Genomic DNA, 11,366 nt, shown 5'->3' with positions numbered 1-11,366 from the left:
CCAGCGGCAGCTGGAGAGTCTGGGCGGCAGTTAGGCGCTCAAGCCGGCGGATCCCCCGCCTCCTCGATCCGGTAGCCGAAGAATTTGAGGATATTGGAGGGGTACGGCCGTTGCCCCCGAGCGGCGATCCTGTCTGCGGCATTTTCGATGGCCGCCTTGGTCACGCCCTTTTCCTGGATCAGCCAGTTCAGTTGGTGGCGGTCCCTGTCGGATTGGATGATGGGTTGCATCGATCATTTCCCAAGCGCTTCGATGTATTTACGCAATTACAGCTTTCTGTATTAACGCTAATACGCTTTTGGCTGGCCGCACCTCTAATTCACAAAGTTTTATTGTGTGAACTAGCAACCCCGCATTCCGCCTGGCATTCGCCCTTGCGCCCTGACCTTAATTCACTCATTATACCAATTAAACATTTTTGTGAATTAGAGTCCCGCCCCCATGAACCACGTCGAAGCCGCCAAGACCCCGGAGCAGATCCGGCGCATCGAGTACGCCTTGGCCGATGGCCACGGTCAGGTATATGCCGACATCTGGAAAATCGGCATTAACCTCGCGCTGCGGATCAGTGACCTGCTCAGCCTGCGCTACGACCAGGTAGCCGGCGATACCCTGGAGCTGGTCGAGGGGAAGACCAGGAAGCGCCGGGTCATCCGCATCAATGCCGCCGCCCGTGAAGTCATTGACCGGCGCCGGCGGGAACACCCGGATCATGTCTACTTGTTCCAGGGCGAGAGCAACCGGGGCCGGGCACTCGGCAAGCCCCTATCCCGGTCCGTGGTGTCCCGCGCCTTCAAGGCCGTGGGGGAGAGGCGCAGTATTGACCTCCGGCTGAACACCCACAGCATGCGCAAGACCCGGGGCTGGGCCATGCACAACGCGGGCAAGCCCATCGAACTGATCTGCATGACCCTCAACCACAGCAGTCCAGCGGTGACGATGCGCTACCTGGGGATCACCCAGGAGGAAGTGCATGCACTGGCGGATGAATTCTGCCTCTGACGGCCTTTTCCAGGGACACCCTACTTGGCGATGCCAAGGAAAACGGCCAAGCAGCGCTCAACTTCGACCAGTACATCCGCATCGATGCGTCCGAAGGCCGGCCCAACCTTATCGCGCTTCACGGTCATAGCCTTGTCCACCATGACCTGTGAAGGCTTTTGCAGGCTGTTTGCAGCATTAGGCTGAACCGTGATACGCAACAAGGGAGCCGCCACAAGTGTGCTGGTCATCGGCAGCACGGTAACGGTAGTGTGCTCGTCGAACTGGTCAGCCTGGATCACCAAGGCAGGTCTTGGTTTTCCGAAGTCGCCTTGCATAGCGATGGCAACAAAATCGCCTCGCCTCATTCCGTCCAACCGTCCAGGTCAGCCAAGGCTTCGTCCATGAAGTGCTGCATATCGGTATCGGACTTGTCCGCTTGCGCGACAAGGCGCGACTGACGACGGCATTCCTCCGCGAAATTTGGGCGGCGCGTATCCGGCACCCAAATTTGTACTGGGCGCAACCCGGCCATGCGAAGGGTGTTGCGGTGCTTCTGAACTCTTGAATTGACATGCGCCATGCAGGGTCTCCCATGGGTGTTACATGCAACATCATACAGTCTTTGCTCGTTACATGTAACACTGTGGGTGCGATTCTTCCTTGTCATACCGCCTTCTGAGTATCGGCCTTCGCCTTCTTACTAATGAAATAAATATTTCATCAAAAACTTATTTCTTTAAAAAAAGAAAATTACATTTAAAGCGAAAACAGTGCCAACGCTGGTGAACCCCAAGTAAAATGACTAAACTTGATTAGTCTAGTTTAATCATTTCAGGATGCTCCCATGGATACCGTCAATATCCACGAAGCCAAAACCCAGCTTTCTCGGCTGTTGGCCCGTGCCTCGCAGGGAGAAACCGTGATCATTGCCAAGGCGGGACGGCCCATCGCCAAGCTCACCCCCATCGACACCCCATCGGCCAGTAAAGTCCGTCGCCTTGGCTTTCTAAAGGGCGCCTTTCAGATTCCCGACGATTTCGACACCATGGCCAGCGATGAAATCGCCGAGATGTTTGGCGGTGAAGATCCCTCATGATCCTTTTGCTGGATACACACCTGCTGCTCTGGGCGGCCTCTCAACCGGAGAGGCTGTCAGCAACGGCAAAAGAGAAGCTCATGGACGAGAACAATGCGCTCTGGTTCAGCGCTGCCAGTCTCTGGGAAGTGACGATTAAGGCCGGCCTGGGCCGTTCGGATTTTCAGGTGGATCCACACCGGCTGAAACGTGGTCTGATCGACAACGGCTACACGGAACTCCCGATCACCAGCACGCATGCCCTGGCCGTCCACCATCTGCCACCCATCCACCGTGACCCATTTGATCGTCTGCTTGTCGCACAGGCCGAGAGCGAGGGTGTGCTGCTGCTGACGGCCGACGAGACCGTTGCCCGCTATCCCGGCCCGGTCATGCTGGTTTAGACACAAGGTCCAAAACCAGAAAGGAACTTGACGCAAAAGCGCATTTCTGTAAAAAATTAAACACGCTAAAAATCAAAGGCGCTTTTCATGATCGTCGCATTCTTGAACCAGAAGGGCGGAGTCGGCAAGACTACCCTGGCGGTGAACACGGCCGCCAGCCTGGCACACCGCGGGGGCCGGGTGCTTCTGCTGGATGCGGATCCCCAGGGTAGCGCCCTGGACTGGGCGGCCGCACGCACCGCAGATCCCCTGTTCACGGTCGTGGGGCTTCCCCGTCCCACCATTCACAAGGAAATCGGGGAGCTGTCCCGAGGATACGATCACGTGGTCATCGACGGTCCGCCCCGGGTCAGCGACCTCGCGCGATCGGCCATCATGGCCTCCCAGCTGGTCGTCATTCCGGTGCAGCCCAGCCCCTATGACATCTGGGCGGCCCACGAGGTCATTGCCCTGGTGGATGAGGCCTCTGTATTCAAGGAAGATCTGAAAACCGTATTTGCAGTGAATCGCAAAATCACAAACACGGCCATCGGGCGCGACGTGCGGGAGGCCTTGGGGGGCTACCCCGTACCCGTCCTCGATGCCAGCCTGACCCAACGGGTGATCTTCGCCGAAGCGGTTGCCCAAGGCCTGTCCGTTCTGGAGGCCGAACCCAACGGCCAGGCCTCAGCTGAAATAGAAGCCATGACCAATGAACTCCTGGAGATGCTGCAGTGAGCACCAAGAAAGTGACATTCACATCCAAGCCAACCGCGAAGGCCTCCACCCCGGATGAGTGGGTGCAGGATCGTACAGGCACGGATCAGCCCCGCATGAAGCGGCTCACCATCGACATCCCCGAAGACCTGCACCGACGCCTCAAAATGGACTGTGCCGCCAACGGCACCAAGATGGCCGATGTGGTGAGAGAAATGATTTCACAGAAATACAGAAATAATTGACGGGGGGAGAGATTCCCCGACAGATCCACAAAGCATCCAAGATGGGGGCTTATAAGCGATCGCTCGGGCCCTTTTATGTCCTTTTCCTTTTCCTTTTAATGACCCACAACCTACTGAATAATAAGAAGTATTCAGCGGAAAAGGGGAGAGATTCCCCGTTACAGGTGGAGAGATTCCCCGTTACAGGGGGAGGGATTCCCCGTTCTTGGGTGGAGAGATTCCCCGAATAGGTGGAAACGTGTTGAACTTTCCACCATTGGCGGCCATCCTTCCTCGGAGCCGCAACGGAGGATTTCATGGACGCACCCACAGAGCCGCACATCTACAAGTCCAACGCCCTCATCGAGGCCAGCTACCGGCTCAACCTGCAGGAGCAACGCATCATCCTCGCCTGCATTGCTCAGGTGAACCGCAGCCAGCCGATCACGGACGAGCGCATGTACCGTGTGACGGCAAAAGACCTCGCCACCTTGGCCGGCTCCAGGCCCGACAGCGCCTACAAGGAACTCAAATCCGCCACGGAAACCCTGTTCGACAGGCGCCTGACGGTATATGAGGAGCCCAACGGCGGACGCCCGGAGAAAATGACAATGCGATGGGTTCAGTCGGTGAAGTACAAAGAGCACGAGGGCTGCGTGGAGATCCGCTTTGGCAAGGACATACTTCCATACCTGACCGAGCTGACGCGCCGCTTCACCAGGTATGCCCTGTCAGACGTGGCCAGAATGTCGAGTTCCCACGCGATCAGACTCTACGAGTTGCTGATGCAGTGGCGCGACACCGGGACGCGGGAGATCGGCATCGACTGGATGCGGCAGCGCCTGGGGATTGAGGACAAGTACCCGGCCTACAAAGACCTGAGGCGCTACGTTATCGAGCCCGCAGCGAAGCAGATCAACGAACACTCGCCCATCCGCGTGAAGTGGGAGGCTCGGAAGACAGGCCGCAAGGTCACACACCTGGCGTTCAGCTTCACCGCTCCCGATAAGCCGCCTGCGTCCAATGGCAAGGGGAGGCCAGCATTGCCCGGCAAGGCATGCAGGAGTGGCGATTCGGTCCATGGAGTGCCCAAGGCATTGATTGAGCAGCGCGCGAAGCCCGGCGAGTCCTACGAGGACTGCGCACGCCGCCTGCTTGGCGAGCGTGTCAGAGCCAAGCAGGCGGAGGGCGAGGCTGCGACCTAAACCTCAACGAGCCGAGCCAGCTCGGCCAGGTAGCCGCCGGCGAAGGCTTCCCGGATCTGGTCCCAGGCAGCCCCAGGCCTGCGGTGACCTTATCTCAGTTTCGCCTCATCAGGATGCCTGCCGCGGTCAGTCCTTTTGATTCAGCTGAGCTGAAAACCATCAATCCGTGGAAAGCCGGAGCCTCGGTGGCATCCCAGATGTTCTCAAATCGTTGATTGAAGCATGGCTCTATGGGCCATCCGGATACGGGGGGACTCACATGCTACTGATGGCCTGGATCCTAATCCCGGCACATAAGAGCGAATTTTTCGTCACGGCGACCTTTTTCCGCATGCGTGATGAGCACTTCGCGCTTTTCTCTGTGGGAAAATGGTGAAGTGCTCGCTGGAAAATCGGCAAAGCGAAAGAGATCAGGTAGGATCAGGCGTCAGACATAAAAAAGCCCCGATGCAGGTAACTCTTGGCGGAGCATGCATCGGGGCCCTTGAAACACCAGTCAGCAACCTTGCGGTCACTGCCTGGCAATCCCCCCCTGGGAAGTCCTTATGAAAGACCCACAGAAGGAAGAAGTGCGAAAAAATGATACCACTAAATTCTGTTTTCGACACCTCCCGCCAAGCTTGGATTGGCACATGGTAACGATGCACTGGCCCGATCTGGTGGGGGGACAGTGATGGCCCAGCAACTGGAACTGTTTGATCGCTGGGAAGAAGCCGGTACCTACCACACCCAGAAGTACGGGTTCTTCTCTCTCCTGGTGGGAAGCGCGCGTAAGCATCAGTCTTCCCACCCTCTGGTGGATATGCCGCGGGTCCTGTCTCTGATCGACACATCCCGGGACACCTGGTTATCCCAGGCCGAGTTCATCAAGCCCAACCGTCGTGTAGTCAATCTGGCCCGTCTGTGTCTGCTGTTTGTGGATATGGATACCTACCGTCAGCCTTGGGCACAGGGCCGCTCACCGGAGCAACTGGCAGATGCGGTGCTGTTCTTTTGCCACGAAGAAGGCATCCCCCCACCTTCCCTGATCGTTTTCAGCGGCCGTGGTGTCCAGGCCAAGTGGCTGCTGGAAGGCACTCTACCCAGGCGGGCGCTGCCCCGGTGGAATGCCTGCCAGTGTTTCCTGGTGGATCGCCTGGCAACCCTCGGGGCGGATCCGGCCGCCAAGGACGCCAGCCGCGTGCTGCGCCTGGTGGATACGGTGAACAGCAAAAGCGGGGAAATTTGCCGTGTCATTCACGTAGAGTCCGGTCCAGACGGGCATCCCGTGCGGTATTCGTTTGAGTACCTGGCGGAAATCCTGCTGCCATTGTCTCGCCAGGAGATTGAGGAGCAGAGGCAGAGGCGCATTGAACGCCGGCAGCTCAAGCTTCTGGATGGGGGGAGATCCAGCAACCTGCGTGGGTTTTCCGGTCGCCAGCTGGCATGGGATCGCCTGGAGGACTTGCGGTACCTGGTTGAACTGCGCGGGGGCGTGGTGGAAGGGGAGCGGATGCTGCATCTCTTCTGGCGCCTGAACTTCCTCCTGTTGTCAGGGGCAACAAACAGTACCCTGATGTACCACGAAGCAGCCGCACTGGCCCGTGAGTTAGACGCTGCCTGGAATTACCGGTGCCAGGAACTGATGACGCTCTACGCGAAGGCCAGGGCCAATGAGTCCGGTGAAACCGTGGAGTTCCAGGGGCGCAAGTATCCGCCGCTCTACACGCCCCGGAACGACACCCTCATCAACCTTTTCCAGATCACCGATGACGAGCAGCGGAAGCTGCGCACGTTGGTTTCAAGGGGTATAGCCAAGGAGCGCGATAGGGAACGCCATACAGCCCGCCGGCGGGCTGCCGGGGCAATGGACCGGAAAACCTACGAAAGTCGATCCTTGAGCAGGCAGAAGCCCTGGGAAGCCCTCGGCATGAGCCGGGCGAGCTGGTATCGCGCAGGCAAGCCAATGCCTGCGGTTGAGACAAGTCCGTCCGTATTACTAATGGCGGAGCCAGGGCGGGTTTGACTGCCGTAGATCAGGGATTCGGGGAGGGGGGCAGATAGCTCGTGCTTGGTTACCCTTGAGACAGGTCCGTCCGTATTACTAATGGCGGAGCCGGGGCGGCCCTTCTTTGGTGAAATTGGTCTTTGGCGAGCCAGCAGGCGAGCGGGACTGGCAGCAGCCGGTCCCCTGGGCCGAAGGCCCAGCCCAGAACTGGGATCATCAGGTTCTATATTGTGAGGATCGTCTTTCGGCTGCCACGCTTTGAGGCGTTCGATCTGCTTCCACATCTGCTGCTGGGCGCCGGCCTCGCCGTATGATTAGCGTGCGAACCTTGTTGAAGTTCAATAGTAATAATAGTAATATTATTTTTATTACTATTATTACTGAGGGTAAGGAATGTCTTCTATCAGCCGTGAAATTCGAGACCGAATCCTGACCGCCGCCGAAGCCCTGTACGAGGCATCCGGTCGGGAGTTGCTCCCGACCGTCAACGCCGTGCGCCAAGAGGCCCGGTGCTCCATGAATGATGCCAGTGCTGTGATGCGGGAGTGGCGCCGGCAGTTGTTGCGTCAGGTGAAGGAGCCGCCGGCGAGTATCCCTGAGTCGGTGCAAGCCGCTCATGATCGTGCCCTGGCCGAGACCTGGAAGGTAGCCCAGGAACTGGCTTCCGAAGCACTGGAGGCGGCCCGGCAGGCGCATGCTCAAGAGCGGGAGCAGATGGAGCAGATGCGCCAGGAGCTGGCGGAGGCCTTCGAGGAGCAAGCCAGGGAGCTGGAGCTCCTGCAGAGTGAACGCGATGCCCTACAACAGGCGTCGGAACAGGTCGGGATGGAGCGGGACCAGGCCCAGGTGGAGTTGGGCCAGTTGAGGCAACGTGTGGATGAGCAGGCCCGGGATCTTGACCTAGTGACGGCTGACCGTGACCGGGTGCGTGGGGACCTGGAGCAGACGCGGGAGCAACTGGCCGAATTGAAAGGCATGATGACGGCGACCATGCAGGACCTGGAGGAGGTGCGGGAGGAACGGGATCAGGCTCGTCGGTCGCTGCAGGAAGCCCGAGAGGCCGGGGCCCGGGTGCAGGCTGAGCATGATCAACTGCGCAAAGCCCTTGATGAGGCCACAGTAGCCAGGGAGCAGGCTCAACGAGAGAGTCGGGAGGCCCGTGAAGCCGGTGTCGAGGCCCGAGCCGAGCGGGATCAGTTACGCAAGGCGCTTGATGAGGCCACAGCAGCCAGGGAGCAGGCGCAGAGGGAGAGCCGGCAGGCCCATGAAGCCGGTGCCGAGGCCCGAGCCGAGCGGGATCAGTTACGCAAGTTACTGGAAGAAGCGACGGCGGGTAGGGAACAGGCGCAATGGGAAAGTCGGGAAGCCCGTGAGGGGTTGGCCGAGATGCGGGGCCGTGTTGCCGCGGCCGAGGAGTCCCGGGCAGAACTCAAGTCGGTGGTGGAGTGGCTGCAGGGGAAGGCTCGTTGAACATAACGGTGGTTTTTGGTGGACAGCAAGATCCAGTCGGCCAAGAAACTACTGGCCAGCAGTGTGCCACCCGGGGTGTGGCTGGGAACCTTGGCGTTCCATTTCAATGCTATATCGCCGGGTCCCCGCCTTCGATCAACGTGAGTAAACCGCTTCAATGTACCGGCCGCGTCCAGGGCCATGGCCCAGATCACAGGAAGCCGCGGCTGCCGCCTCCTTTCGGCTCATGCCGGCGGCTTGGTATGCCCGTATTCGATCCTGGGCATAGGCGTATCTGGCGCTGTGGGAGGATTGTTTGCCGCGGAGGCCGACTGCACGCATCTCGCGTTCATAACGACTTCGAGCTGCTGAAAGGTTGGGAGTTTTTGTGACCACGAGTTTGCCGCCCTGGGCCTGACTGATTTGGCGTGCGCGCTGAATGGCATGCAGCGCACGATGTCGGTTAACGACATGGGCCTCTCGCAAACGGCCACCTTTCGTTCCATGTATGACTGTGATCTTTTCGGCACCGGCTTTCAGTTCCTTTTCCCAGTGTTTTATGGACTGGACTGACATGATCGCTTCCGTGGCGCGCAGACCCAATTCCCGTTGCAGTCGGAGTATGGCCGCTTCTCCATGGCTGCCACGTGCTTCTAGTTTCTCAATGCCCGCCTGGTAATTTTCTGGAGAAAGTGCGGTTTTGGTTCCCATTCTGCTACCTCCCTTGATTCCCAATGCCTCGTTTGAAATATCTCTGTGATCCGCAAACTTTCCTCTACCTGCTGATCGCAGTATGTTTCTCAATGCGCTCATTTGATTTTGCGCGCTTCTGACACTCAGCCTTTCCTTAATATATTCGGCGTATTGTTGAATATGTTTTACTTTGATTTTGGAAATGTCCTTGGTTTGTATGTTTCTTTCTCGGCAAAAACTCGAATAATCTCGTGCAACACGTTCTCGGTGCTCCCTGGTTTTGGTGGACCCGCCTCCTTGGCGGGCGGCCCGGATCATCGACTCTTGCAATGACATCACGCTATTCCCTCGAAGCTAATAGCGCGCTGGGGGCAGGGCAGTGGGCTGGTAAATAGGATCTGGACCGGTCATGCGATACCCGGCTCATTTTATGAATCCACCCGTCTTCCTATTTTCAGAAAGACGCCAGCCCGAATCGCCCAGCCCCCAGCGCTATACCAGCGTTGAGATGTGGGGGGATACGCCGGTGACCGTGGTCATGGCGCCGGCAGATGCCGGTAGCTCCCCTGCCCCTGGATCAGGGGCACCCGTAATGAGCGATCCGTAGTGGTGGATCCATGTCGTGCGGCAGGCCCGGGCCGGACCTGTCGCAGAGGTTTGAACACCCTGGGAAAGGGCGTGGTGATGCGCTGGCGGCACCCACGCGCGTCCTGCGCGCGGGTTCAACCAGGCTTTTCACTGTGCTGGAAAGCAGCGTCATTTTTCGCTTCGCCCGATTCTTTATTAAAAATCATGACGTTGCGAGCGGTTTTAACGTGCGTCACTTTTCGCTTGCGCGAGCAAGTGACGCACGCATTTGCTGGCCCACGAGAGTGGAACCAGGCATGAGTCAGCCACCGTTGATATGGCCATGGGGCATGCCAAGGCTATTCGAGGGCGCACTGACCCTGTGGGATAGACGCTATTTGGGCGTGGACGTGATGCCAGCCGGCATTGAAACATCGCGGCGGAGCATTCCCGCCGACGATAGTGACCAGCCGCAAGGGCTGTATCACTGCTTAACGGGGTAGGGACCCCGGTACCGTATAGGTACGTCCACCTCCGGGAGGAGGCGCAGTTGAAGCGGCCTGAGCCGACTTTCTTCCAGGACTGAGTTGCCTCGCCCTATGTCCTGGGCAGCTTCATGGTTGTCTGAAGCATCCAGGTCTTTGAAATGCCACCATAGTGGCATGGACCAAGGCCTTATCGGCCATGCACCTCTTCCCGGTCCGCAGGTGCTTTTGGGGTGCTGGATGGGCTCCAGCTGGCCATGTATGGATTGACTGTAGCTGTGACTGAGATATTTTTCAAGTCAAGGAGAATTAAAAACCCCGACACGAGGCCGGGGTCTTGGTGGTTATTCTGCCGGAGTACTCAAGAGTGTCTGTCCCTTATTTATTCACCCATTGGTGGTTATCCTACCAAAGAACTGGAGATTGCCTATTCCCCAATTTTAGGGACGGCAGTTAGCGGGTACATGTTTGGCCAGTCCTGCAGTAGTTGCACATGCCCAAGTAATTGGTGACTCATTAGTCGCCTGAGTTGGTGTTAAAGTAATAACTGGCTGTGTAGTTGCCCCGGTATTTCTTGTTGTTACCGTTATAACGCCTGTTGCATCAGTAACAGCTATTGATGCAACATAAGGAGAAGAGTCCGCAGCAAAAGTATAACCGGTGTTAGCGGCTGTGACATTTCCTAAACCGCCCCTCGCAGAAGCAGTTTCCGCCACGGCAGTGCGAGCTTCGGAAGCCAAAACAAGCGCCTCAGAAACCTTTGCCCGAATCGTATAATCCTGATATGCGGGCAAAGCAATCGCCGCCAAAATACCAATGATCGCCACCACGATCATCAGTTCGATCAAGGTAAAACCTGATTGTCTCTTCATATCCAAAGCCTCATCTGTTTTAGGATGGTCGCCCTTATCGGGCGCGGATAGTTCGCGCTAACTTTTGCATTGATCGTGCCAGTCTCATGTTTCGGGTTATATCCGGATCAGTGGTATCCTGAGTGGGATAAATGGTCATTAAATGGGCGATTCGTAATGGCCGATCAATTTAGTTGGCCGTGAAATAATGGCTTACTTTTTTAGTCGGCCATTAATGGGGCTCACTCTCTGTCTGGATCTGAGGTTGGTTGAATGCATGAGGTCACGCTGGATACGGCGGAACAACTGACGGGTCTGAGCCGGCGCTCTCTGCGGCGCCGGCTTGGGATCGGGATGATGCGCCAGGCGCGGCTGGCGAACCTGGGAAGGGGGTACGTGCCTCTGGCCTGCATCCGGGAGGATATTCCGACGACGCTGACCCCTGACGACGAGGAGGTGATTGTCCGGGCCGACAGGGGGGATGCGGAAGCTCAGAACGATGTGGCGTTGCTCTTTATGGAGGTGGAGCGCTACGACTTGGCATTACCCTGGCTGCGGAAGGCTGCGGCACAGGAGTATCCAGATGCTATGCACTGGTTGGGGCGGTGCTATGTTTCCGGACATGGGGTGGAGAAGGACGAGGCCCAGGGGCTGGAGTGGCTGCGTCGTGCGGGGGGGGGGGGGACATGTTTTTACCCAGCGGCAGCGGGTGAGTCGGGGCGGCAGTTTGGCGCTAAACCCGGCGG

The 11,366-nt window shown here is 57.9% G+C and carries 14 protein-coding genes; 9 read left to right on the top strand and 5 right to left on the bottom strand.

Going from position 1 to position 11,366, the window contains the following annotated elements; genetic code table 11:
• Positions 1 to 38: 38 nt before the first annotated feature.
• The gene (locus LQ952_RS13955; protein ID WP_238623236.1) at positions 39 to 230 is read right to left on the bottom strand and encodes a CppA family protein; all 192 of its coding nucleotides are present in this window, start codon (positions 228 to 230) and stop codon (positions 39 to 41) included.
• A gap of 211 nt (positions 231 to 441) precedes the next feature.
• Between LQ952_RS13955 and LQ952_RS13950 the strand changes: the two genes are divergently transcribed.
• A complete protein-coding gene (locus LQ952_RS13950; protein ID WP_238623235.1) occupies positions 442 to 1,002 on the top strand; it encodes a tyrosine-type recombinase/integrase in 561 nt (186 codons plus the stop codon).
• Between the two features lie 20 nt (positions 1,003 to 1,022).
• Here the strand turns inward: LQ952_RS13950 and LQ952_RS13945 are convergent, their stop codons facing one another.
• Both LQ952_RS13945 and LQ952_RS13940 read right to left on the bottom strand, forming a co-directional pair.
• On the bottom strand, positions 1,023 to 1,349 hold the full coding sequence (locus LQ952_RS13945) for a type II toxin-antitoxin system PemK/MazF family toxin (protein WP_238623234.1): 327 nt from the start codon (positions 1,347 to 1,349) through the stop codon (positions 1,023 to 1,025).
• Positions 1,346 to 1,564, bottom strand: a complete 219-nt coding sequence (locus tag LQ952_RS13940; RefSeq protein ID WP_238623233.1) for an antitoxin MazE family protein — start codon at positions 1,562 to 1,564, stop codon at positions 1,346 to 1,348. The genes LQ952_RS13945 and LQ952_RS13940 overlap by 4 nt, the downstream gene beginning before the upstream one ends.
• A 264-nt stretch (positions 1,565 to 1,828) precedes the next feature.
• Here LQ952_RS13940 and LQ952_RS13935 point away from each other — a divergent pair, with 264 nt between their 5' ends.
• The 7 genes from LQ952_RS13935 (at position 1,829) to LQ952_RS13905 (ending at position 8,045) form a co-directional block, all read left to right on the top strand.
• A complete protein-coding gene (locus LQ952_RS13935) occupies positions 1,829 to 2,080 on the top strand; it encodes a type II toxin-antitoxin system Phd/YefM family antitoxin (RefSeq protein WP_090255710.1) in 252 nt (83 codons plus the stop codon).
• Positions 2,077 to 2,463, top strand: coding sequence for a type II toxin-antitoxin system VapC family toxin (locus LQ952_RS13930; protein WP_090255708.1), 387 nt, complete (start codon positions 2,077 to 2,079; stop codon positions 2,461 to 2,463). Before LQ952_RS13935 ends, LQ952_RS13930 begins: the two co-directional genes overlap by 4 nt.
• Before the next feature lie 87 nt (positions 2,464 to 2,550).
• Positions 2,551 to 3,180, top strand: coding sequence for a ParA family partition ATPase (parA, locus tag LQ952_RS13925; RefSeq protein WP_238623232.1), 630 nt, complete (start codon positions 2,551 to 2,553; stop codon positions 3,178 to 3,180).
• Between the two features lie 62 nt (positions 3,181 to 3,242).
• Complete coding sequence (locus LQ952_RS13920; protein WP_238623231.1) at positions 3,243 to 3,404, top strand: plasmid partition protein ParG; 162 nt, start codon at positions 3,243 to 3,245, stop codon at positions 3,402 to 3,404.
• Between the two features lie 296 nt (positions 3,405 to 3,700).
• Positions 3,701 to 4,588: a replication initiation protein gene (locus LQ952_RS13915; protein ID WP_238623230.1), complete on the top strand. Its 888-nt coding sequence runs from the start codon at positions 3,701 to 3,703 to the stop codon at positions 4,586 to 4,588.
• A gap of 673 nt (positions 4,589 to 5,261) precedes the next feature.
• Positions 5,262 to 6,593: a replication protein gene (locus LQ952_RS13910; protein WP_238623229.1), complete on the top strand. Its 1,332-nt coding sequence runs from the start codon at positions 5,262 to 5,264 to the stop codon at positions 6,591 to 6,593.
• Positions 6,594 to 6,968: 375 nt separating this feature from the next.
• On the top strand, positions 6,969 to 8,045 hold the full coding sequence (locus tag LQ952_RS13905; protein WP_238623228.1) for a DNA-binding protein: 1,077 nt from the start codon (positions 6,969 to 6,971) through the stop codon (positions 8,043 to 8,045).
• Between the two features lie 135 nt (positions 8,046 to 8,180).
• Here LQ952_RS13905 and LQ952_RS13900 read toward each other — a convergent pair whose 3' ends face one another.
• Complete coding sequence (locus LQ952_RS13900; protein WP_238623227.1) at positions 8,181 to 9,053, bottom strand: integrase domain-containing protein; 873 nt, start codon at positions 9,051 to 9,053, stop codon at positions 8,181 to 8,183.
• 1,156 nt (positions 9,054 to 10,209) lie between these two features.
• Positions 10,210 to 10,641, bottom strand: a complete 432-nt coding sequence (locus LQ952_RS13895) for a pilin (RefSeq protein ID WP_238623226.1) — start codon at positions 10,639 to 10,641, stop codon at positions 10,210 to 10,212.
• Between the two features lie 252 nt (positions 10,642 to 10,893).
• Between LQ952_RS13895 and LQ952_RS13890 the strand changes: the two genes are divergently transcribed.
• The coding region (locus LQ952_RS13890) for a tetratricopeptide repeat protein (RefSeq protein WP_238623225.1) at positions 10,894 to 11,366 on the top strand (473 nt) is incomplete at its 3' end.

The sequence above is a fragment of the Ectothiorhodospira lacustris genome (assembly GCF_022227785.1).
Classification (GTDB): domain Bacteria; phylum Pseudomonadota; class Gammaproteobacteria; order Ectothiorhodospirales; family Ectothiorhodospiraceae; genus Ectothiorhodospira; species Ectothiorhodospira lacustris.
This window is presented reverse-complemented; position numbering and strand designations above follow the sequence as displayed.

Bases quoted from the DNA above. Each gene is read 5' to 3' on its own strand.
- LQ952_RS13955 (WP_238623236.1), bottom strand. From the start codon at position 230: ATGCAACCCATCATCCAATCCGACAGGGACCGCCACCAACTGAACTGG.
- LQ952_RS13950 (WP_238623235.1), top strand. From the start codon at position 442: ATGAACCACGTCGAAGCCGCCAAGACCCCGGAGCAGATCCGGCGCATC.
- LQ952_RS13945 (WP_238623234.1), bottom strand. From the start codon at position 1,349: ATGAGGCGAGGCGATTTTGTTGCCATCGCTATGCAAGGCGACTTCGGA.
- LQ952_RS13940 (WP_238623233.1), bottom strand. From the start codon at position 1,564: ATGGCGCATGTCAATTCAAGAGTTCAGAAGCACCGCAACACCCTTCGC.
- LQ952_RS13935 (WP_090255710.1), top strand. From the start codon at position 1,829: ATGGATACCGTCAATATCCACGAAGCCAAAACCCAGCTTTCTCGGCTG.
- LQ952_RS13930 (WP_090255708.1), top strand. From the start codon at position 2,077: ATGATCCTTTTGCTGGATACACACCTGCTGCTCTGGGCGGCCTCTCAA.
- parA (WP_238623232.1), top strand. From the start codon at position 2,551: ATGATCGTCGCATTCTTGAACCAGAAGGGCGGAGTCGGCAAGACTACC.
- LQ952_RS13915 (WP_238623230.1), top strand. From the start codon at position 3,701: ATGGACGCACCCACAGAGCCGCACATCTACAAGTCCAACGCCCTCATC.
- LQ952_RS13910 (WP_238623229.1), top strand. From the start codon at position 5,262: ATGGCCCAGCAACTGGAACTGTTTGATCGCTGGGAAGAAGCCGGTACC.
- LQ952_RS13905 (WP_238623228.1), top strand. From the start codon at position 6,969: ATGTCTTCTATCAGCCGTGAAATTCGAGACCGAATCCTGACCGCCGCC.
- LQ952_RS13900 (WP_238623227.1), bottom strand. From the start codon at position 9,053: ATGTCATTGCAAGAGTCGATGATCCGGGCCGCCCGCCAAGGAGGCGGG.
- LQ952_RS13895 (WP_238623226.1), bottom strand. From the start codon at position 10,641: ATGAAGAGACAATCAGGTTTTACCTTGATCGAACTGATGATCGTGGTG.